The sequence below is a fragment of the Niveibacterium sp. genome, from assembly GCF_041909475.1.
Taxonomy (GTDB): Bacteria; Pseudomonadota; Gammaproteobacteria; order Burkholderiales; family Rhodocyclaceae; genus Niveibacterium.
Map to the genome: position 1 here is coordinate 61,734 of NZ_JAYRDJ010000003.1, position 19,902 is coordinate 81,635.

General features: G+C 64.3%; 20 protein-coding genes and 1 tRNA gene. 14 read left to right on the forward strand and 7 right to left on the reverse strand.

Annotated features, from left to right (window positions below):
• The first annotated feature begins 37 nt into the window (after nt 1-37).
• Nucleotides 38-814: a 3-oxoadipate enol-lactonase gene (pcaD, locus tag ACE3P0_RS04025; RefSeq protein ID WP_374400045.1), complete on the forward strand. Its 777-nt coding sequence runs from the start codon at nt 38-40 to the stop codon at nt 812-814.
• Nucleotides 815-826: 12 nt separating this feature from the next.
• On the opposite strand, the gene ACE3P0_RS04030 is transcribed toward pcaD, so the two are convergent.
• Nucleotides 827-1,609 (reverse strand): ParA family protein, encoded by a 783-nt coding sequence (locus ACE3P0_RS04030; protein WP_374400047.1) that lies wholly within the window; start codon nt 1,607-1,609, stop codon nt 827-829.
• Between the two features lie 231 nt (nt 1,610-1,840).
• Here ACE3P0_RS04030 and ACE3P0_RS04035 point away from each other — a divergent pair, with 231 nt between their 5' ends.
• Nucleotides 1,841-2,959: an ABC transporter substrate-binding protein gene (locus ACE3P0_RS04035; RefSeq protein WP_374400050.1), complete on the forward strand. Its 1,119-nt coding sequence runs from the start codon at nt 1,841-1,843 to the stop codon at nt 2,957-2,959.
• Nucleotides 2,960-3,031: 72 nt separating this feature from the next.
• On the opposite strand, the gene ACE3P0_RS04040 is transcribed toward ACE3P0_RS04035, so the two are convergent.
• A complete protein-coding gene (locus ACE3P0_RS04040) occupies nt 3,032-3,481 on the reverse strand; it encodes a cache domain-containing protein (RefSeq protein ID WP_374400052.1) in 450 nt (149 codons plus the stop codon).
• A gap of 310 nt (nt 3,482-3,791) precedes the next feature.
• On the opposite strand from ACE3P0_RS04040, the gene ACE3P0_RS04045 reads away from it, so the two are divergent.
• Genes ACE3P0_RS04045 through ACE3P0_RS04055 form a run of 3 tightly spaced genes read left to right on the forward strand, consistent with a single transcriptional unit; the run spans nt 3,792 to nt 7,492 of the window.
• On the forward strand, nt 3,792-6,086 hold the full coding sequence (locus ACE3P0_RS04045) for an NADP-dependent malic enzyme (protein WP_374400054.1): 2,295 nt from the start codon (nt 3,792-3,794) through the stop codon (nt 6,084-6,086).
• 51 nt (nt 6,087-6,137) lie between these two features.
• Entirely contained in the window at nt 6,138-7,112 is a 975-nt protein-coding gene (locus ACE3P0_RS04050; protein WP_374400057.1) for a quinone oxidoreductase, read from the forward strand.
• Between the two features lie 11 nt (nt 7,113-7,123).
• Nucleotides 7,124-7,492 (forward strand): hypothetical protein, encoded by a 369-nt coding sequence (locus tag ACE3P0_RS04055; protein ID WP_374400059.1) that lies wholly within the window; start codon nt 7,124-7,126, stop codon nt 7,490-7,492.
• A 41-nt stretch (nt 7,493-7,533) separates the two neighbouring features.
• Here ACE3P0_RS04055 and ACE3P0_RS04060 read toward each other — a convergent pair whose 3' ends face one another.
• The gene (locus ACE3P0_RS04060) at nt 7,534-8,445 is read right to left on the reverse strand and encodes a LysR family transcriptional regulator (RefSeq protein WP_374400061.1); all 912 of its coding nucleotides are present in this window, start codon (nt 8,443-8,445) and stop codon (nt 7,534-7,536) included.
• A gap of 162 nt (nt 8,446-8,607) precedes the next feature.
• Between ACE3P0_RS04060 and ACE3P0_RS04065 the strand changes: the two genes are divergently transcribed.
• From ACE3P0_RS04065 to ACE3P0_RS04090, 6 genes are all read left to right on the forward strand, one after another.
• On the forward strand, nt 8,608-9,801 hold the full coding sequence (locus ACE3P0_RS04065; protein WP_374400064.1) for a CaiB/BaiF CoA transferase family protein: 1,194 nt from the start codon (nt 8,608-8,610) through the stop codon (nt 9,799-9,801).
• A gap of 120 nt (nt 9,802-9,921) precedes the next feature.
• The gene (petA, locus tag ACE3P0_RS04070; protein ID WP_374400066.1) at nt 9,922-10,518 is read left to right on the forward strand and encodes a ubiquinol-cytochrome c reductase iron-sulfur subunit; all 597 of its coding nucleotides are present in this window, start codon (nt 9,922-9,924) and stop codon (nt 10,516-10,518) included.
• A gap of 3 nt (nt 10,519-10,521) precedes the next feature.
• Nucleotides 10,522-11,904, forward strand: a complete 1,383-nt coding sequence (locus tag ACE3P0_RS04075; RefSeq protein ID WP_374400069.1) for a cytochrome bc complex cytochrome b subunit — start codon at nt 10,522-10,524, stop codon at nt 11,902-11,904.
• A gap of 8 nt (nt 11,905-11,912) precedes the next feature.
• Complete coding sequence (locus ACE3P0_RS04080) at nt 11,913-12,668, forward strand: cytochrome c1 (protein WP_374400072.1); 756 nt, start codon at nt 11,913-11,915, stop codon at nt 12,666-12,668.
• 111 nt (nt 12,669-12,779) lie between these two features.
• The gene (locus ACE3P0_RS04085) at nt 12,780-13,376 is read left to right on the forward strand and encodes a glutathione S-transferase N-terminal domain-containing protein (RefSeq protein ID WP_172203623.1); all 597 of its coding nucleotides are present in this window, start codon (nt 12,780-12,782) and stop codon (nt 13,374-13,376) included.
• A gap of 117 nt (nt 13,377-13,493) precedes the next feature.
• Nucleotides 13,494-13,949 carry a ClpXP protease specificity-enhancing factor gene (locus ACE3P0_RS04090; protein WP_374400075.1) on the forward strand — a complete coding sequence of 152 codons (456 nt, stop codon included), beginning with the start codon at nt 13,494-13,496 and terminating at the stop codon, nt 13,947-13,949.
• Nucleotides 13,950-13,998: 49 nt separating this feature from the next.
• Here the strand turns inward: ACE3P0_RS04090 and ACE3P0_RS04095 are convergent, their stop codons facing one another.
• The 3 genes from ACE3P0_RS04095 to ACE3P0_RS04105 all read right to left on the reverse strand — a co-directional run bounded on the left by ACE3P0_RS04095 (nt 13,999) and on the right by ACE3P0_RS04105 (nt 16,705).
• Nucleotides 13,999-15,636, reverse strand: a complete 1,638-nt coding sequence (locus tag ACE3P0_RS04095) for a methyl-accepting chemotaxis protein (protein ID WP_374400078.1) — start codon at nt 15,634-15,636, stop codon at nt 13,999-14,001.
• 117 nt (nt 15,637-15,753) lie between these two features.
• Nucleotides 15,754-16,542 (reverse strand): substrate-binding periplasmic protein, encoded by a 789-nt coding sequence (locus ACE3P0_RS04100; RefSeq protein WP_374400080.1) that lies wholly within the window; start codon nt 16,540-16,542, stop codon nt 15,754-15,756.
• A gap of 88 nt (nt 16,543-16,630) precedes the next feature.
• Nucleotides 16,631-16,705 (reverse strand) — tRNA-Arg (locus ACE3P0_RS04105).
• Between the two features lie 71 nt (nt 16,706-16,776).
• Between ACE3P0_RS04105 and ACE3P0_RS04110 the strand changes: the two genes are divergently transcribed.
• The 3 genes from ACE3P0_RS04110 to ACE3P0_RS04120 are packed head-to-tail and all read left to right on the forward strand — an operon-like array spanning nt 16,777 to nt 18,850.
• Complete coding sequence (locus tag ACE3P0_RS04110) at nt 16,777-17,931, forward strand: MFS transporter (protein WP_374400083.1); 1,155 nt, start codon at nt 16,777-16,779, stop codon at nt 17,929-17,931.
• A 1-nt stretch (nt 17,932) separates the two neighbouring features.
• Nucleotides 17,933-18,463, forward strand: a complete 531-nt coding sequence (locus ACE3P0_RS04115; protein ID WP_374400085.1) for a peroxiredoxin — start codon at nt 17,933-17,935, stop codon at nt 18,461-18,463.
• A 6-nt stretch (nt 18,464-18,469) separates the two neighbouring features.
• On the forward strand, nt 18,470-18,850 hold the full coding sequence (locus ACE3P0_RS04120) for a GrpB family protein (RefSeq protein ID WP_374400087.1): 381 nt from the start codon (nt 18,470-18,472) through the stop codon (nt 18,848-18,850).
• 202 nt (nt 18,851-19,052) lie between these two features.
• Here the strand turns inward: ACE3P0_RS04120 and ACE3P0_RS04125 are convergent, their stop codons facing one another.
• Nucleotides 19,053-19,607, reverse strand: a complete 555-nt coding sequence (locus tag ACE3P0_RS04125) for a hypothetical protein (protein WP_374400090.1) — start codon at nt 19,605-19,607, stop codon at nt 19,053-19,055.
• Nucleotides 19,608-19,902: the final 295 nt, after the last annotated feature.

Below are 19,902 nucleotides of genomic sequence, written 5' to 3' on the forward strand. Positions count from 1 at the left end.
AGGTTCCGGCCATCTCAAACGGCAGGGAGTCGGAAGCATGGATCTGCAACTCGACGGGCTGCGACTGCATGTCCGCAAAGAGGGTAATGGCCCCTGTGTGACGCTGTTGCACGCGCTGGGCGCGAACCACACGATCTGGGATGCGCAGGCCGAGGCGCTGGCGCAGCGGTTCACCGTGCTGCGGCCTGATCTGCGCGGCCACGGCCGCAGCGATGCGCCCGAAGGTGCTTACACCCTTGACATGCTTGCCGGCGACATCGTCGCGATGTGGGATGCCCTGCATGTCGAGCGCAGCCATGTGGTCGGGATTTCGCTTGGCGGTTTTATTGCGCAGCATCTCGTGCTGGGCTGGCCTGAACGCGTCGGGCGGCTGGTGCTGGCGGATACATCGAGCGGCTACCCGCCGGAGTCGGCCGCGCAGTGGCCGGCACGGATCAGGACGGTGCTGGAAGACGGGCTGCATGGATTGGTGCCGGCCACCCTTGAGCGCTGGTTCACCACACCGTATCGCGAAAGCCACGCGGAGCGCGTTTGCGAAATCGGCCGCATCATCGAAACGACCCCGCGCAAGGGCTATGCGGGTTGCTGCCACGCGATCGCCGGGCTGGCGACCACGAATCGTCTGTCGCAGATCGCGGCCCCGACGCGGGTTGTGGTCGGCGAACAGGATGTTGGTACGCCCTTGGCAATGGCGCGAACCTTGGCCGAGGGCATCCCGGGTGCAGACTTGCACGTGATCGAACAGGCCGCCCACCTGTCGAACGTCGAGCAGCCCGCCGTGTTTAACCGCCTGCTGCTCGAATTCCTGCGCTAAGCAGCTCGGCGTTCAGGCGGATGCGCGGCGCCCTTGCAGCGAGTCGTAGAGCGCGGTGAACTCCTTCGCGAGCTTGTGGCCGGGATCCAGATGGATCATCGGCTTCGCTTGCTCGTGCGACTCGCGGATCTTGACGCTCGCCGACAGGAAGCTGGTCAGCACCGGCAGGCCTTCCTGCTGCAGTTCTTGCACGATACGCTGCGGCAGCGCTGCGCGCGGCTGGAACTGGTTTACGACGATGCCTTCGATTTCGAGGTCTTCGTTGTGATCGGCCTTCAACTCGGTCACATTCTCCAGCAGCGAATACAGCGCGCGCCGCGAAAAGTCGTCGCAATCGAACGGGATCAGGCAGCGTTGCGCCGCGATCAGCGCGGAGCGGGTGTAGAAGTTGAGCGCTGGCGGGGTGTCGATGAACACCATGTCGTAGTCGTCGGCCAGTTCGTCGAGCGCGTCGCGCAGCTTGTAGATCTTGTAGCGCGATTCAAGCTTGCCCATCAGCTCTTCCAGTGCGGGCGCCGACGGCAGGATGTCAAGGCGTTCGAAGGGCGTGTTGTGGACGTAGCTCTCGGCGCGGTCGTTCAGCAGCCGCAGGCGTAGGGTCTGGTCAAACATGTCTGCGAGCGTCTTCTCCAGCGCGTCGGCCGCTTTGCCCAGCAGGTAGTGCGTGCTGTTGCCCTGAGGGTCCAGATCAACGACCAGCGTCCGTTTGCCGCGGCTGGCAGCGATGGCGGCCAGGTTGCAGGTAATCGTGGACTTGCCCACGCCCCCTTTTTGGTTGAACACGACGCGTCGCACGATGGGATCCTTGTCTGGTTGGTGCACCACGGCATTGTGCCAAAAGCCAGCGTCATGAGGCAGCGTTGGGGGTGGCCGGATAGCAATTTCCGTTTGATGTAGTTTTACAAACAGGAAGCAACCGAAATTTGTGAAACTCAGTTACTCTTTTCACGTTTGGCGTGATTTGCCCGAATTCAAAGAACAGAATGCGGACCCAGAGTCCGGCATAAGAAAATCAGGAGGTGGATGGTGAGGCGCAGTCTTAACGCGCTGTTCGTGGCGCTGACCCTTGGGGGGATTGCTCCGCAGGCAGGAGCCGAGGATCTGGTCGTTCTTCAGGTTGCGCCGGGCGCGACGAAGGAAGGCAGTGTCGGCTGGCAGATCCAGATGGGAGCCAAGAGCTGGTTCGATGAAGTCAACGTCCGCGGTGGCGTTGGCGGCAAGCAGATCAAACTGATGGCGGTCGACGAAGGTGCTGACATCTCGGCGCAAGCGAAGGCGCTGATCAAGGAGCATCAGCCCGCTGCGCTGTTCGGTACCGTGGGTGCCGCGGCAGTGCAGAAGCTCGTGGCCGACAAGGTGCTCGACAGCACCCAGGTGCCGCTGGTTGGCGCGCGTACCGGTGCAGGCTTCATCGCGAACGACAAGGCTGCGTCGATGGTCTTCCTGACCCGCCCGAGCTATGCGGACGAAATCGACAAGGTCATGAAGCAGCTGGCGACGATCGGTATCCGTAAGTTCGTCGTCTTCTATGCGGAAGACCAGGCCGGCCTGGAGTACCGCGATCTCGCCAAGTTGGTGGCGGCGAAGCAGGGGCAGACCGTTGAGGCTGCCGTTGCTCAGCCCAAGGAGCTCAACAAGATCGCTGCGCTCGCCGATGCGGTGTTGCAGAAAGAGCATCAGGCCGTGCTGTTGGCGGTAGAGGCGCCGGCTGCAGCAGCCTTCGTCAAGCGTTACCGCGAGCAAGGTGGCGCCGGTCAGCTGGTGGGCCTGTCGACGGTCGAAGGTGTGCGCCTGTCGGAGCTTGCCGGCGCCAAGGCGGCGCGAGGCGTTGCCCTGGTGCAGGTTGCGCCGAATCCGCGCAATGAAGCGTACGCGGTGGTGCGTGAATTCACGACCAACTACCGCAAGTACGGCCCGTACACCGAAGAGCCCACGCAAGCGATGATGGAAGGCTACCTCGCCGCCAAGGTCGTCACCGAAGGGCTCAAGCGCGGTGGCGGCAAGGCCGGCCTGGCGCGCGGCATTGCTGGCATGTCGGGTTACGACGTCGGCGGCCTGAGCTTCACCTTCGGCAGTGCGTCGCGCAGTGGTGCGAAGTACATCGAGATGTCGGTGATCGATCGCGACGGGCGGGTGACGCGCTGAAGCGCGTTTCCGCTGCGGCGGATGTGAAAACGGCGACCCGAGGGTCGCCGTTTTGATCTGGATTTCGGTGATTCAGTCGTTCAGCGTTGCCAGCAACACCACGTCGCCCTGGCGCTTCACCAGTGCCGCCTCGCGGCGTTCGGCGCGGGTCATCGGGCTGCGCGTCTTGTAGTAAACCCAGCCTTCACCGCTGGCATTGGCCACCTGCAATGCATCCACGAACAGGTAGTTGCCATGCGTGTCCTTCAGGTCCAGCACATTGCGCCCAACGCGCTGGGGTTGGGTCGGGTCTGCGACCACGTTGCCGGCCATGTCCAGCACCAGCACGCGCGTTGCGCCAGCATGGAGCGGGCTGTTTGCCTTCTGCAGGCTTTTCACGAGCGCCTCGTTGCCGTTGCTGGCGGCGTAGCGGGTGGCTCGTTCCATTGCGGCCTGTGCGTCCTCCTTGGTGGCTTGCGGCTTGAAAGACACCGCAGCTGCGGCGGCGCCGATGATGACAAGTCCGATTAGGCTGCTCTTCATTACGATTCTCCCGAGTCTGAGTACGGCACGTTCTTCGACGTGTAACCGTTACAACGGCACTTGCCATCTCCTACTTTAGGGTGATATGTGCCGCATGGCGTACCGGCCATGACGCACTGCGGTAGAATCGCGCCGAACGTACTGCTACGTCCTTCCCCCCAGCGTTGTCCGATCGGGACAACGGCTTGCCGGTGTGTATCCGGAGGTCTGCTCCGCACCGGTGTCACGTGCAGCACGCCCAGTGTCGTCAGCCCCACCCAGAGTGGCTGCGGCGGGCATTGCATTCAGACAATCACGCGAGGCAAGAACAATGGACAAGGATTTCGTCGCTGCGGCGCTCGACTATCACCGCTATCCCACGCCCGGGAAAATCTCGGTCACGCCGACCAAGGGGCTGACCAACCAGCGCGATCTTGCGCTTGCGTACTCGCCCGGCGTCGCAGCCGCGTGCGAGGCCATCGTGGCGGACCCGGCCCAGGCAGCAGAGCTGACATCACGGGGCAATCTCGTTGGCGTCATCACCAACGGCACCGCAGTGCTGGGCTTGGGCAACATCGGCCCGCTGGCCGGCAAGCCGGTGATGGAGGGCAAGGGCTGCCTGTTCAAGAAATTCGCCGGCATCGATGTGTTCGACATCGAACTCAACGAGAACGACCCCGATAAACTGATCGAGATCATCGCGGCGCTCGAGCCGACGCTGGGCGGCATCAACCTTGAGGACATCAAGGCGCCCGAGTGTTTTTACGTTGAACAGAAGCTGCGCGAGCGGCTGAACATCCCCGTCTTCCACGATGACCAGCACGGCACCGCGATCATCTCGACCGCAGCGCTGATCAACGGTCTGGAAGTGGTGGGCAAGCGCATCGACGAAGTGAAGCTGGTCTGTTCCGGCGCCGGTGCCGCCGCGATCGCGTGCATGGACTTGATGTGCCGCCTCGGCCTGCGCCGCGAGAACGTCTACGTCTGCGATTCCAAGGGTGTCATCTGGCGCGGGCGCGATGCGACGATGGAGCCGAACAAGGCCCGCTATGCGCAGGACACCAGCGCGCGAACGCTGGCCGAGGTTATCGAGGGCGCAGATGTGTTCCTCGGCTTGTCGACCGCGGGCGTGCTGAAGCCCGAGATGGTCGCCAAGATGGCGCCGCGTCCGCTGATCTTCGCGCTCGCCAACCCGACGCCCGAGATCATGCCGGAAGAGGCCAAGGCGGTTCGGCCCGACTGCATCATCGCCACCGGCCGTTCGGATTATCCGAACCAGGTGAACAACGTGCTGTGCTTCCCGTTCATCTTCCGCGGCGCGATGGACGTTGGTGCCACGCGCATCACCGAGGAAATGAAGCTCGCCTGCGTGCATGCGATTGCAGAGCTCGCGCGGGCCGAACAGAGCGATGTGGTGGCGATGGCCTACGGCGGCGCCGAGCTGCGTTTCGGTGCTGACTACCTGATCCCGAAACCCTTCGATCCGCGCCTGATCGTGCGGATTGCGCCGGCGGTCGCCAAGGCGGCGATGGATTCGGGCGTGGCGGTGCGCCCGCTGGCCGACATGGATGCCTACATCCAGCACCTGACTGAGTTCGTGTACCACTCCGGCATGGTGATGAAGCCGGTCTTCAACGCGGCCAAGCGCGTTGCAGCCAATCGCAAGCGCGTCGTGTATTGCGAGGGCGAGGACGAGCGCGTGCTGCGCGCCGTGCGTGTGGTGGTCGACGAAAACCTGGCGCACCCGATTTTGGTCGGCCGCCCGGCGGTGATCGAACGGCGGATCGAGCGTTTCGGGCTGAACCTCAAGCTGGGGCGCGACTTCGAGGTGGTGAACCCGGATTCCGATCCGCGCTATCGCGACCTGTGGCAGCGCTACTACCGCCGTATGTCGCGCGACGGCGTGACACCCGACATCGCAAAGTCCGAACTGCGCCGCGATACCACGCTGATCGGCTGCATGCTGCTCGACAAGGGCGACGCGGACGCAATGGTGTGCGGCACCTACGGCGCGTATGAAAACCACCTGCGCCGGGTGTCGGACATCATCGGCCTGCGCAGCGGCGCGAAGCTGTTTGCCGCGATGAACCTGCTGCTGTTGCCGGCGCGCATGATGGCGATCACCGATACCTATGTGAACGAAAGCCCGGACGCCGAAGAGATCGCCGAGATCACCCGCATGGCGGCCGAAGAGCTGCGCCGCTTCGGTATCGAGCCGCGCGCTGCGCTGCTGTCGCATTCCAGCTTCGGCAGCTCCCGTTCAGCTTCTGCACGCAAGATGCGCGCGGCACGCGAGCGCCTCGCCGAACTGGCGCCGGAGCTTGAAGCGGATGGCGAAATGCATGGCGACGCTGCGCTCTCGCCGGAGATCCGCGAGCGCGTGCATCCGGAATCCACGTTGAAGGGCGAGGCGAACCTGCTGGTGATGCCTAACCTCGATGCGGCTAACATCGCGTTCAACCTGCTCAAGATGTCGGGTGGCGATGGGGTTACCGTCGGCCCGATCCTGCTGGGCGCAGCCAAGGCGGTGCACATCCTGACGCCGTCGGCGACCGTGCGGCGCCTGGTGAACATCACCGCACTGGCGGTCGTGGACGCGGCCGCGGCAACGGTACGCGATCGCTGAAACGCAGCACGGCGGCGTCGCGTTCGCCGCCGCTCTCGCAAGGAGACAAGCATGTCGATGGCAATCCGCATTCCCCGCAATGGCGGCCCTGAAGTGCTCGAATGGCAGGCGGTGGATGTGCCGCCCCCCGGCCCGGGCGCGGCACAGGTTCGCCATCACGCGGTTGGCTTGAATTACATCGACGTCTATCACCGCAACGGGCTGTACCCCTTGCCATTGCCAAGCGGCATTGGCGTTGAAGGGGCCGGAGAGGTGGTCGCAGTGGGCGAGGGCGTCAGCGACGTGGTGGTGGGGGATCGCGTTGCGTACGCAGGTGGGCCGGTGGGCGCTTACGCGCAAATCCGCAACCTGCCCGCCGACCGGTTGGTGCGCCTGCCGGAGTCGATCTCGTTCGAAACCGGTGCGGCGATGATGCTGCAAGGCCTGACCGCGCAGTACTTGCTGCGGCGTACTTACCGCGTTGCTGCGGGCGACACGATTCTGGTGCACGCCGCTGCCGGCGGTGTTGGGCTGATCCTGTGTCAGTGGGCCAAGGCACTCGGCGCAACGGTGATCGGCACCGTCGGCTCCGACGAAAAGGCCGCGCTCGCCACCGCGCACGGTTGCGACCACGCGATCGTCTACACCCGCGAGCGCTTCGCCGACCGGGTCAAGGCGATCACCGGCGGTGCCGGCGTGGCTGTGGTGTACGACTCGATCGGCAAGGACACCTTCATGGATTCGCTGGCCTGTCTGCGCCCGCTCGGCACCATGGTGACCTACGGCAACGCGACCGGCCCGGTGCCGCCGCTCGATCTTGGCGTGCTCGCGAAGATGGGCTCGCTGTATGTGACGCGCCCGACGCTTTTCACTTACACCGCGAAACGATCGGACCTGCTCGCGATGTCGTCGGAGCTGTTCGAGGTAGTGCAGAATGGCAGCGTTAAGATCGAGATCCGGCAGCGCTATCCGCTGGCTGATGCAGCGCAGGCGCATCGTGATCTTGAAGCACGCCGGACAACTGGCTCGACGATTCTGCTGCCCTGACTTTGCCGCCCATGCGAACTCCGCTCTATCGCCTGATCCTTGTTGCCTTCGTGCTGGTCGCGCCGGTGCATGCTGCCGAGGTGCCGCCGGAGGCGCCCTTCACGCCGGCCCAGGCGGCCTTCTTCAAGGCCGAGACGCGCAAGGCAGACGACCGATTCGTGCGCGAGGTAGCGCGAATTACCGGTAGTTCCGAGGCGTCGATCCGCAAGGTCATGCCGGCCGAGGGGCGGATTGCAAACCCCGCCGTACGGATCGTCACCACGCTGGAGCATCAGCGTGGCGCGGAGTTTCCGGAGGCGATCCGCGCGCAGGTCGACGCCGCAGAGGCTGAGCGGCGCAAGGCGGTCGCCAGCGCCCGCGAAGCCGCGCGCTTGCGCTGAAAGTTACCTTCCCATCGCCGGCAGGGCTGCGCGGCCAGGTTTCAGGTCGCGACCGTCTGCATCATCGCCGCGCAGCCGGGCTCCAGCAGGCGTTCGACGAACCAGTCGAGGGCGCGCCCCCGCTGGTTTGACTGCCAGGCGAGCCACAGCGGCGCGATCGGTTTCGGCGCGTCCAGCTTCTTGATCTTCAGCCGGCCCTGTGCCGCATCGCGCTGCGCGAGCGCCAGCGGCAGGTGGCCGACGCCCAGCCCGGTGCGCTGTGCCGCCGCTTTGGCCGCGATGTCTGGCACCGTCAGCGTGTCTTGCCCGTCGAGCAGACCGGCGGTGCGTGCCACCAGTTGGCGCGATGTGTCGGCCACGACGATCGCGCGGTATTGACGCGCAAGATCAGCCGGGATCGGCTCCGGCGCGTCGGCTAGCGGGTGGTGCGGCGCCACGCAGAAGACGAACTCCTGCGTGCCCCACGCGCGCGTGGCGTAGCTCGCACCCGCGGGCGGGTCGCCGACTGCACCGATCACGAGATCGGCCCGTCCGGTGGCCAGTGCGTCCCAGGTGCCACCGAGCACTTCGTACATCAGTTTGAGCCGGGTGCCGCCGTAATTGGCGTAGAACTCCGCAATGATCGGATTCAGCGCTGCCGCGTCCAGCGTGCCATCGATCGCGATGCGCAGTTCGGATTCCCAGCCGGTGGCAATCCGCCGCGCGCGACACTCCAGTTCTCCCGCGGCGCGCAGCAGCGCACGGCCGTCGTCGAGCAGCGTGCGGCCCGCCGGGGTCAGCACGGCGCGGCGCCCGATCTTCTGGAACAGGTCGAACCCCAGATCCTCTTCGAGCTTGCGCACAGCATGGGTTAGCGCGGACGGCACGCGGTGCAGCGCATCGGCTGCGGCTGCAAAGCTGCCGCGCGTGTCGATGGCATCGAGCATCGCCAGCGCTTCAAGCGAAATCTTCATGTCGGCTCCGGATTCGGCTGCGCGTGAGGTCTGGCACCGATTCTAGGCGACCCTGGCACCGTGACGCACGCCGCTTGCGCCGGCTAAGATGCCGGCCCGTCTCGTCCCGGTCGCCAAGTCCCGGCGTGCCGATCGCGTTGTCATGTATCCGGAGTCGTTGAAATGAGCCAGAAGCCGCTGCAAGGCGTGAAGGTCGTCGAGTTTGGCACGTTGATCGCCGGGCCTTTTTGTGCGCGGGTGCTGGCCGAGTTCGGTGCCGAGGTCGTCAAGGTCGAATCGCCCGACGGCGGCGACCCGCTGCGCCAATGGCGCAAGCTGCATGAGGGCACGTCACTGTGGTGGTACGTGCAGGCGCGCAACAAGAAATCGGTGACGCTGAACTTGAAGCACCCTGAGGGCGTAGCGCTCGCGCGCAAGCTCTGTGCGGGCGCCGACATCGTGATCGAGAACTTCCGCCCCGGCGTGATGGAGAAGCTCGGGCTGGGCTGGGATGTGCTTTCGGCCGAAAACCCCGGTCTGGTCATGGTGCGCCTGTCCGGTTTCGGCCAGACCGGCCCGATGGCGCAGCAGCCGGGCTTTGGCGCGATCGGCGAATCGATGGGCGGGCTGCGTTTCGTCACTGGTTTCCCGGATCGGCCGCCGGTGAAGTCCGGCATCTCGATCGGCGATTCGATCGCTGGCCTGTGGGGGGCGATCGGCGCGCTGATGGCGCTGCGGCACCGGGAAGTGAATGGCGGAGCCGGGCAGGTCGTCGACGTCGCGCTGTACGAAGCGGTCTTCGCGATGATGGAGAGCCTGCTGCCGGAATACTCGATGGGCGGCCATGTGCGGAAGCGCACCGGCAACATCATGCCGGGCATTACGCCGTCGAATACGCACACCACGCGCGATGGCGAGCATGTGGTGGTCGGTGGCAACGGAGACGCGATCTTCAAGCGTCTGATGCAGGCGATCGGGCGCAGCGATCTCGCCGAAGACCCGGCGCTGGCCGGGAATGCCGGGCGCAGCGCGCGCGCCGACGAGATCTACGCCGCCATTGATGCCTGGGTCGGTGCGCACGACGTCGCCGAGGTGCTCGATGTACTGACACGCGCCGAGGTGCCGGCCACCAAGGTCTATTCGATTGCCGACATTTTTCGCGATGCCCAATACGCGGCGCGCGGCATGCTGGAGGAGGCCACGCTGCCCGATGGCGCGCCCTTGCATGTGCCGGGCGTGGTACCTCGCCTGACGGGGTCGCCGGGCGCGACGGACTGGCTCGGCCCGCGGCTCGGCGAACACACGGATGCGGTGCTTGGCGGGCTTGGCTTGGGGGCGGAAAGCATCGCCGCGCTGCGGGCTTCCGGCGCCATCTGAGGCGCGCAGCCGTTGCAAGCATGTCGCCGGGCTTCTAATAGGGGGTGCCGCTCCGGTATAATCCCGCGGTTTTTCTGCGGTTTTTGTGCTTTCGGGACGTATCACCGGGGATAGAGGGTCATGAGCGACGACAAAAATACGGACAACGGCCGGAGAACACTGGTCATTGCCACGGCTGCGGTCGGTGGCGGTGCAGTGGCCGGCGCGGCGGTGCCATTTCTGGCCAGCCTTTCGCCGTCCGAGCGAGCCAAGGCGGCGGGGGCGCCCGTTGAGGCTGACATCAGCAAGCTGCAGCCGGGCGAGATGATGACTGTGGAATGGCGCGGCAAGCCGGTCTGGATTCTGCGCCGCACCAAGGAACAGCTGGCTTCGCTGGCGGCAGTGAAGGGCGAGGTGGCGGACCCGGAATCGGCCCGTTCCGAGCAGCCCGAGTACTGCAAGAACACGTATCGCTCGATCAAGGACGAGTACCTCGTCACGATCGGCATCTGCACCCACCTCGGTTGCTCGCCGAGTTCCAAGTTCCAGCCCGGCGCCGAGAGCGGCATGGGCGCGGACTGGAAGGGCGGCTTCCTGTGCCCCTGCCACGGCTCGACGTTCGACCTCGCGGGCCGCGTGTTCAAGAACAAGCCGGCGCCGGACAATCTGCCGATCCCGCCGCACAAGTACCTCGCCGACACCAAGCTGCTGATCGGCGACGACAGCAAGGGGGCCTAAGCCATGACGACTAAGTCGCAGGCACTATTGAACTGGATCGACGAGCGCTTCCCGCTCACGTCGACCTACAAGGCCCACCTGGCCGAATACTACGCACCGAAGAACTTCAACTTCTGGTACTTCTTTGGCTCCCTGGCCCTGCTGGTGCTGGTGATCCAGATCGTGACCGGCATCTTCCTGGTCATGCACTACAAGCCGGATGCGTCGCTGAATGCGGCCGGCGTGCCGGTGGCCTTCGCCAGCGTCGAGTACATCATGCGCGACGTGCCGGGCGGCTGGATCATCCGCTACATGCACTCGACCGGCGCTTCGGCGTTCTTCATCGTCGTGTACATGCACATGTTCCGCGGCCTGCTTTACGGCTCCTACCGCAAGCCGCGCGAGCTGGTGTGGATCTTCGGCGCGCTGATCTTCCTGTGCCTGATGGCCGAAGCCTTCATGGGCTACCTGCTGCCGTGGGGCCAGATGTCGTTCTGGGGTGCGCAGGTGATCGTGAACCTGTTCTCCGCGATTCCGCTGATCGGGCCGGACCTGTCCGTGTTCATCCGTGGTGACTACGTGGTGAGCGACGCGACGCTGAACCGCTTCTTCTCCTTCCACGTCATCGCGGTGCCGCTGGTGCTGCTGGGTCTGGTGGCAGCTCACCTCGTTGCGTTGCACGAAGTCGGCTCTAACAACCCGGACGGGGTCGAGATCAAGAAGAAGAAGGACGCCAACGGCATTCCGCTCGACGGCATCCCGTTCCACCCGTACTACACGGTGAAGGACATCTTCGGTGTCGCGGTCTTCCTGATCGTGTTCTCCGCGATCATCTTCTTCGCACCGGAAGGCGGCGGCTACTTCCTGGAGTTCAACAACTTCATCCCCGCTGATCCGCTCAAGACGCCGCCGCATATCGCGCCGGTGTGGTACTTCACGCCGTTCTACTCGATCCTGCGTGCGGTGACCTCGGACTTCCTGATCGTGCTGCAAGCAGGTGTTGCTGCGATCTGGGTGTGGGCGCTGCTGCGCGCACCGGTGCTGGGCAAGGCCATCGCCACTGCGGTCGCCGTGATCGTGATTCCGGGCATGTTCTTCATCGACGCCAAGTTCTGGGGTGTCGTGATGATGGGTGCCGGTGTCGTAGTGCTGGCCTTCCTGCCCTGGCTCGACCAGAGCCCGGTCAAGTCGATCCGCTACAAGGGTGCGCTGACGAAGATCGCCATCGCGATTTTCGTTGTGGCCTTCGTGATCCTGGGTTACCTGGGCGTGCTGCCCCCGACCCCGGGCCGTAACCTGACGGCCCAGATCTGCACGGTGATCTACTTCCTGTTCTTCGCGCTGATGCCGATCTACTCGAAGCTGGACAAGACCAAACCGGAACCGGAAAGGGTGACCTGGAAATGAGCCGCACGATGAAATTCCTGCGCACGCTGGCGCTGGCCGCCGTGGCCGCGCCGCTGGCGGCCTTTGCCGCCGGTGCGGAACTGCACCTGGACAAGGCGCCGGTCAGTTTCGAAAACAAGTCGCTGCAAAACGGCGCGAAACTGTTCGTCAATTACTGTCTGAACTGCCACGGCGCGAGCTACCTGCGCTACAACCGGCTCAAGGACATCGGTCTGAGCGAAGACCAGATCCATGACAATCTGATGTTCACCGCCGACAAGGTGGGTGAGCAGATGAAGGTTGCCCTGCAGCGCGACGAGGCCAAGCAGTGGTTTGGCGTAGCCCCGCCGGATCTGACCGTCATTGCGCGTGCCCGCGCGTCCGAGTTCGGTAGCGGCGCAGATTGGCTCTACACCTACCTGCGCAGCTTCTACCACGATGAGAAGCGCCCGACGGGTTGGAACAACGTGGTGTTCGAGAACGTCGGCATGCCCCATGTGCTGTGGGAACTGCAGGGCGAGCAGGTTGCGCATTTCGCCGAAAAAGACGACGGCCACGGCAACAAGACGAAGCATTTCGAAGGCTTCGAACTGGTCAAGCCGGGCAAGATGGACAAGGCGCAGTTCGACCAAAACGTGGCTGACCTCGTGTCCTTCATCGTCTGGATGGGCGAGCCGGCGCAGCAGACGCGCAAGCAGATCGGCTTCTTCGTGATTGCCGTGCTGTCCTTGCTTGCCGTGGTGTCCTTCCTTCTCAAGAAGGCCTACTGGAAAGACGTTCACTAAACCAGCCAGAGGCGGTGGGTTGATACCCGCCGCCACGCTGTGCGAACGACGCGCCGCCTGTGCGGCGCGTCGTCCATTTCTGATTTAACTACTTCGCGGGGATTGCCTACGATGATGAACCTGTACTCCGGTACGACGGACCCCTTCAGCCACCGCTGCCGGATCGTGCTCTACGAAAAGGGCATGGACTTCCAGGTTATCGACGTCGACCTGTTCAACAAGCCCGAGGACATTGCGGTCATCAACCCGTACAACCGCGTGCCTGTGCTGGTCGATCGCGATCTGGTGCTCTATGAGCCGAACATCATCAATGAATACATCGATGAGCGCTTTCCGCATCCGCAACTGATGCCGGCCGACCCGATCATGCGTGCCAAGGCTCGCCAGCTGCTGCATTCGCTGGAGCAGGAGCTTTTCTCGCATATCGAGGCGCTGGAAAAGAACGCCAAGGGTGTCGAGAAGAACCGCGCCCTGGTGCGCGACCAGCTGGTACAGCTGGCGCCGATGTTCGTGAAGCAGAAGTTCATGCTGGGCGAAGAATTCTCGATGCTCGACGTGGCGATCGCCCCGTTGCTGTGGCGCCTTGAACACTACGGCATCGATCTGCCGAAGACGGCTGCGCCGCTCGCGAAGTACGCCGAACGCGTGTTCTCGCGCCAAGGCTTCATTGACGCACTGACGCCTTCCGAGCGCGCGATGCGTCGGTAAGACGTGTCGAGCGGCGCCGCTTGCCGGCGTCAGCAGGTGCGTGTGTCAGCACACCACCCGTCTGGCGCTGGAAGCAGGCCGCCGCTTTGCGCCCCTGTTTGTCGATGAGCAGCTGATATGAGCAACGTTCCGTCCACCAAGCCTTACCTGGTTCGCGCACTGTATGAGTGGTGCGTCGACGCCGGCTTTACGCCGCATGTCGCGGTTGTCGTCGATGACACCGTGCGCGTGCCGCGTGCATTCGTCCGCGACGGCCAGATCGTGCTCAACATCGCACCGGATGCGACCCACCAGTTCAACCTCGACAATGAAGCGCTGAGTTGTCAGGCACGCTTTGGTGGCGTCGCTCAGATGCTCTATGTGCCGATCGCCAACATTGCTGCGATCTACGCGCGCGAGAACGGGCAGGGCATGGCGTTTGAAGTCGAACCCAAGCCCGACGCCGCCGCGCCCGCCGCAGCGGCGGCCGACGATGCTGATGGCGCCGACACTGTTGCGCCCGAATCCTCGGGTGGCGACGACTCGCCGACGCCACCCGAGGGCGGTCGCCCGCATCTGCGGGTGATCAAGTAAAGCAAAAGCGGCCCGTTCGGGCCGCTTCTACTTTATGGCGTAGGCGGTGTCAGACCTTGAAGCGTGCCGCCTCGTCTTCCAGCCGTTGCGCCAGCGCGCTCAACTGCCCCGCGTTGCCGCCGATCTGGTGCACCCCCGAAGTATTCTCCTCGCACATGTGTGCGATGCGCTCGACCTGCTGAGCAATCAGCTGGCTCGCGGTGGATTGCTCTGCCAGTGCGTCGGTGATTCGGGCTGCGGCGACGCTCGACTGGGTGGCGGCGTCTTCGATTGAGCCGATTGCGGTGTCAGCTTCACTGGTTCGCGAGCGCTGCAGTCGCACGTTCTCTACGATCGCGTTGATGTCAGCGACGGCGCGCATGGTGCTGGCCTGGATCTTCTGCACCAGGCTGCCGATTTCCTGTGTCGACTGAGCGGTCTTCTCTGCGAGTTTTCGCACTTCGTCGGCGACGACCGCGAAGCCGCGCCCTTGCTCACCGGCGCGGGCGGCTTCAATCGCAGCGTTGAGCGCGAGCAGGTTGGTCTGGTCGGCAATCTCCTTCACGGTGTTCACGATGCCGCTGATCGCTTCCGAACGCGCGCCGAGTTCGTCGAGCTGGCGGGCAGTGTCTTCGACGCGCGTGGCGATCACGCCCATTTCCGTAGCGGTCGCGCCGATCAGTTCTCGTCGGTGGGCCGAGAGCTGCTGCGAAGTCTGCGCAAGGCGCCGGGCCTCTTCGGCCGACTCGCGTACCTGCCCGACGGCGACGGTCAATTGCTCGATCGCCGCAGCGACGGATGAGGTTGAGTCGCTCTGGCTGTCTGCGTTGGCGGCCAGGTCGGTGAGCGCTTGCGACACGCCCTGTGTTTCACCGCGGACTTTGCGCGATTCGCCGTGCAGTGCCGCGATCGTTTGCTGGAAGCGCTCCAGCATCGTGTCGAGGGCGCGGCCGCAGTCGGCAACCTCGTCGCGCCCCTTCAGCTGGGCCCGCTTGCGCAGATCCCACTCTGTCGCCACGCGCGCCATCACCTGATCAAGCTGCTGTACCGGAATCACGATCGCTCGCGAGATCAGCAGGCTCGCAACGAGCATCGCGAGCAGCGACACCGCGCCGCCGGCAATCAACCACAAGGTGGTGCTGGAAATTGCCTGTTCCGAAGCGATCACGCTGGACGCCGCGCGCGCGTTCACCTGCTTCTCGACGGCGGCGGACAGTTCCTTGATTGCGGTTGATACCGGGCGGTCCATGCCCTTCACGGCGGCGTCGACCTTCTTGCCGGTCTCCGGGTCGGCACCATCGAAGCCTTTCAGTGCCTCGCGATACTTCGTGCCCAGTTGCTGGTGTTCGGCGAGTACCCGTTCAGCGAGCTTCGGATCCATGCCAAAGGCCTGCAGGTCGGTGCTCGCAGCCTTCAGGTAGGAGGCGACCTTCTCTTCCTCCTCGCCGAACTGCTTGAGGTACATGTCGTGCTGAGCGGGGTCGTTGCCCCGGATGAGAATGTTCTTCCACTCCTGCACCTGGGTCTTGAAGGCAAGGTTCGCGCCGTCGACTTCCTGCAGCAGGCGGGTGGCGACTTTCATCGCGCCAAGACTCTCGTGAAGCTGGTTGCCGACCGTGCGGAACTGCCACAACGCGTAGCCGGAGAGGAATACGAGCGCAGCGGCGCCGATGGCGGCGAGCAGCAGCAGTTTGTTGCGGAGTGACATTGCAGCCTCCCTGCTCAACCCCGGCCGTCGCAGCCCATGCTGCGTCTAGGGGGTGATGCGGGGATTACGGCCGTATTGGCGGGCGACTTGAGGGATGCACCAATACGGCGCAAGCGTTCACTGGCGAGCGGGCTCAGTGCTGGATGGCGGAAGCCAGTTGCGCTTGCGGTAGTCTTCAACGATCGCTGCGATGCTGCCGTCTTTCCACATGGCCGCAAGCTGGGTGTCTATCTTCTGTTTTTGCGCACTCGCCGCATTCTTGCGCGTGAAGGCGAGGAAGAAGTTCTGTACATAGAGCGCCGGTTCAAGCGCTGCGACGCGACCTTGCAGCCCTTCGGTCGCGATGATCTGGAGCCCTGCGAGCTTCGGCACCGCGGCCAGGTCGACGCGGTCAGCGTCGATCATGCGGATCGCCGATGCGAAGGAATTCGTCTCCTCGCACGCAATCCGCCCCTCGCGCACTGCGGCATCGAATTCGGGCGCGAACAAGGCGGCGCGCAGCTTTACGAAGCGGCGGTTCTGCACATCGGCCAGCTTGCCGTTCCAACTGATCGGCTTGCGTGTGGCGCGGAAGAAGCTCATCTCGGATTTGAAGACCGGCTCTTCCGTGAAGTCGAACAGCGCCTCCCGTTCGGGGGAGCGGATCGTCGGAATCAGCGCATCGCCTTCACCGTCGCGCACGCTTGCGTAGGCGCGCGCCCAAGGTTCGACCGCGATATCCACCTTGACGTTTGCGCGGCGGAACGCCGTCTTCACGATGTCGACGATGATGCCGGTGCTGCCGTAGGGCGTACTCATGATCAGCGGTGGCAGTTCCACGCCGATCACGCGTATCGGTACGTCAGCAGCCGCCGTCAGCGCAGGTAGGGAGGCGGCAAGGCAGGCTAGGACAATTCGCTTGAGCACGGCCACCCCTCCGTCGTTGCGCCCGGTGCGCGGGCGGCGTGTTTGCCGCAGGCTGTCCGGGAGCCAGACGCGTCAGAGAATTCGGGAGTGGTGCCTCCGACAGGAATCGAACCTGTATCTGCCGCTTAGGAGGCGGCCGTTCTATCCATTGAACTACGGTGGCACCGAGGGCGCGGATTGTACCATCGGAGCTGATCGGCCCGCGTGTGGGCCCGCCTCAGGAACGGGGGATTCGTGCTGCGTTTGCCGGCAACCGTAATCACACTTGGCCTAGTCAGCTTCTTCAATGATCTCGCCTCCGAGATGGTCACCCCCCTGATCCCGCTCGTGCTCGCTGGTGGCCTGGGCGCGGGGCCGATTGTGCTGGGCCTTGTCGAAGGGGTTGCCGAGGCGGTCTCGGCCTGGCTGAAGCTCTGGTCTGGCGGGCGCTCGGACGGCCGCCGCCGCAAACCCTGGGTGCTCGGCGGCTACCTGCTGTCAAACCTGGTGCGGCCCTTCTTCGGGCTTGCCGGGCATTGGGTCGTACTGGTCTGCCTGCGGGCGACGGACCGGCTGGGTAAGGGGCTACGCAGCGCGCCACGCGATGCGCTGGTTGCCGATGCCACGCCGCGCGCGATGCGTGGTGTCGCCTACGGTTTTCATCGTGCGATGGATAACGGCGGCGCCTGCCTCGGTGCGCTGATTGCGGCCGCTACGGTGGCCTGGGGCGGCTTGGCCCTGCCCGAGGTGATGCTGTGGTCGGCGGTGCCGGGCCTGTTTGGCGTGATCTTGATCGCGGTGACGCTGCGCGAACTGCCGCATGCCGAGGCGTCAGCGGGCCGGCGGCCTCGTTTGGATTGGGCGGCGCTGCCGCGCGTGTTGCAACGCTATCTCGGTCTCGTCGCACTGTTCGGCCTGGCGCGTGTGTCGGAAACCTTCGTCGTGTGGCGTGGTCATGAGCTGGGGAGCGGCACTGCTGGCCTTTTGCTGCTGTGGGCGTTGATGAGCCTGGCAAAGAGCGCGACGTCGCTGCTCGGCGGCCACATTGCCGACCGCATCGGGCCGCTTGCGATGCTGCGCGTCGGCTGGCTTGCGCTGGCCCTGGGCTATGCCGTGCTTGCGCAGGTCGATACGCAGTCCAGCCTGTGGCTGTGTGGCGTGGCATTCGGGCTGCTGGCGGGGCTCTCCGAGGGGGTCGAGCGTACGCTGGTTGGCGCGCTCGCACCGGCAGCGTCGCGCGGCCTGGCGTTTGGCTGGTACCACTTGCTCTCGGGTGTGGTCGCCATTCCGGCCGGTCTGCTGTTCGGTGCGGCGTGGGGCCGAGGCGGGGCGGGTTTTGCGTTTACGCTTGTGGCCGTACTGGCGTTTGCCTGTACGGCGGCAAGTCTTCGATTGAGGGGGCGGGATTGAGATGAAAGCCGGACTGAGAAGCTTCGTAGTGCTACTGCTGTGCGCGATCTTGTGTGCGCCCGCGCGGGCCGATTCGCCGGCCGTGGATCAAGCCGCGCCGGGCTTCACGCTGCCGGATCAGGACGGTGCGATGCACGCCTTGGCCGACTACCGGGGTAAATGGCTGGTGCTCTACTTCTACCCGAAGAACGACACCCCGGGTTGCACCACCGAGGCGTGCAACTTCCGCGATGGCTATGGGCAGATCAAGATGCTTGGTGCGCAGGTGCTGGGTATCAGCGTGGACGATACGGCGTCGCATCTGGCCTTCGCCAAGAAGTACAAGTTGCCCTTCACCTTGCTTGCCGATGCGGATGGCGTGGTGGCCGAGCGTTACGGCGCGCTGACCAACCTTGCGCTGATCAAGTTCGCCAAACGGCAGACCTTCCTGATCGACCCGCAGGGCGTGATCCGCCAGAAGTGGCTGAAGGTCGATCCCGATACGCACGCCGCCGAGGTGATCGCGGCGCTCAAGCAGCACGCGACGCGCTAGGTTTCCATGCGGCTGCTTGATCCGGCGGACTATCAGATCGCGGCTGCGCGGGTAGTCGAGGGCGTCACGCGTGAACTCGCGGACTTGATTCCGGGCTGCCGCGTCGAGCATGTTGGCGCATCAGCCATTCCAGGCGCCATCTCTAAGGGCGATGTCGATGTCTGCGTTGTCGTGCCGCCGCCCCTTCATCCAAGCGCCGTTTCGCGGCTCGAGGCGGCCGGCTACGTGGTGAAAGCGGACACGCTTCGCACGCCGGAGCTTTGCATGCTGTTGTCTCCTCGCGCCGATGTTGATCTGGCCCTGCAAGTTGTCGCGCAAGGGTCGCAATTCGAGTTCTTCATGCGTTTCCGCGACGCATTGCGGGGCCACCAATCTCTCGTCGATTAATACAACGCAGTGAAGCGTCGCGCTGCAGGCTTGAGCCATGCGCAATACCGCGATGCAAAAGCGGCCTTCATCGCATCCGTATTGCAGTCCGCCGCACCCGCGGTCATCCCGACTGATTGATCGGCAAGAAGCCGATTCTGCGGCGGCCGCATCGACCTGCAGAAGCGGTCGCGTTGGCGCCCGGAAGCTGCGCGCGAACGCCTTACTTCCCGCGAGTCACATGGATCATGATCTCGGTGGCACTACCGTTGCGTCGGGCTTGAACCATCACGCTCTCGCTTCCGTTGCCGCTGGTGCCATTCACCATCCAGGAATACTCGCCGCCTTCGGATGACTCGATCATCTGCTTGCCTGCTGCGAGGCGCTTGATCTGCGGCGAGTAGAACGCGACGACTTTGTCGAGCGCGTCGCCGGTGCTCAGCGTGGTGCTGACCGCACTGCCTTCTGCGGAGCTGATGCGCGAGGATGAGCCTTCAATCGGCGTGGCGCCAGGGTAGAAGGGGATGCCGGCATCCTGCTCGGTCACCTTCGCGTTGTTCAGCTCCAGCGTCTGCTGCTTGCCGTCCTTGTCGGTGACCGTGGCCTTCACGCCGCCGGTGGAAAGGTCGACCTTGGCGTCGCTCGCGCCGTCTTTCTTCATCGCCGATTCGATCGCCGCTTCGGCGATTTTCTCCGAGGCGTTTTCCTCAACCTTTCCGCAGGCGCTTGCAAGCAGGGTTGCGGCGATGAGGATGGGGGTGACGCGCGGGCAGGTCATGAGGCTCTCCTTGCTGGATGGTGTGCCGAATATCTTGATGGCATTTCGGCTTCCGTTCGAGCGCGGAATCATACGCAGTGCGTATTGCTACCGCACTGCTGCGGGGGGGCATTGCCGCGCAGATCGGTCCACGGCCTGGTGCGATCTTCGGGTTTGATCAAATTTGATCTCCATGATCTGGCTTGCTATTATTTGATCAAATCGCAGCTTGCGTGGTTGGCGTAGTTGCTTGACGTTGATGCTCGTGAGTCGCAGTTTGTGTGCGGCGTTATGTTGTTGGTTTGATCAAAAGGTG

What these genes read in the sequence shown, in the direction of transcription:
- ACE3P0_RS04120 (WP_374400087.1), top strand. Translation starts at nt 18,470, where the DNA reads ATGCGGCTGCTTGATCCGGCGGACTATCAGATCGCGGCTGCGCGGGTA.
- ACE3P0_RS04045 (WP_374400054.1), top strand. Translation starts at nt 3,792, where the DNA reads ATGGACAAGGATTTCGTCGCTGCGGCGCTCGACTATCACCGCTATCCC.
- ACE3P0_RS04055 (WP_374400059.1), top strand. Translation starts at nt 7,124, where the DNA reads ATGCGAACTCCGCTCTATCGCCTGATCCTTGTTGCCTTCGTGCTGGTC.
- ACE3P0_RS04125 (WP_374400090.1), bottom strand. Translation starts at nt 19,607, where the DNA reads ATGACCTGCCCGCGCGTCACCCCCATCCTCATCGCCGCAACCCTGCTT.
- ACE3P0_RS04040 (WP_374400052.1), bottom strand. Translation starts at nt 3,481, where the DNA reads ATGAAGAGCAGCCTAATCGGACTTGTCATCATCGGCGCCGCCGCAGCT.
- ACE3P0_RS04060 (WP_374400061.1), bottom strand. Translation starts at nt 8,445, where the DNA reads ATGAAGATTTCGCTTGAAGCGCTGGCGATGCTCGATGCCATCGACACG.
- ACE3P0_RS04115 (WP_374400085.1), top strand. Translation starts at nt 17,933, where the DNA reads ATGAAAGCCGGACTGAGAAGCTTCGTAGTGCTACTGCTGTGCGCGATC.
- ACE3P0_RS04080 (WP_374400072.1), top strand. Translation starts at nt 11,913, where the DNA reads ATGAAATTCCTGCGCACGCTGGCGCTGGCCGCCGTGGCCGCGCCGCTG.
- ACE3P0_RS04095 (WP_374400078.1), bottom strand. Translation starts at nt 15,636, where the DNA reads ATGTCACTCCGCAACAAACTGCTGCTGCTCGCCGCCATCGGCGCCGCT.
- ACE3P0_RS04065 (WP_374400064.1), top strand. Translation starts at nt 8,608, where the DNA reads ATGAGCCAGAAGCCGCTGCAAGGCGTGAAGGTCGTCGAGTTTGGCACG.
- ACE3P0_RS04090 (WP_374400075.1), top strand. Translation starts at nt 13,494, where the DNA reads ATGAGCAACGTTCCGTCCACCAAGCCTTACCTGGTTCGCGCACTGTAT.
- pcaD (WP_374400045.1), top strand. Translation starts at nt 38, where the DNA reads ATGGATCTGCAACTCGACGGGCTGCGACTGCATGTCCGCAAAGAGGGT.
- petA (WP_374400066.1), top strand. Translation starts at nt 9,922, where the DNA reads ATGAGCGACGACAAAAATACGGACAACGGCCGGAGAACACTGGTCATT.
- ACE3P0_RS04050 (WP_374400057.1), top strand. Translation starts at nt 6,138, where the DNA reads ATGTCGATGGCAATCCGCATTCCCCGCAATGGCGGCCCTGAAGTGCTC.
- ACE3P0_RS04085 (WP_172203623.1), top strand. Translation starts at nt 12,780, where the DNA reads ATGATGAACCTGTACTCCGGTACGACGGACCCCTTCAGCCACCGCTGC.
- ACE3P0_RS04075 (WP_374400069.1), top strand. Translation starts at nt 10,522, where the DNA reads ATGACGACTAAGTCGCAGGCACTATTGAACTGGATCGACGAGCGCTTC.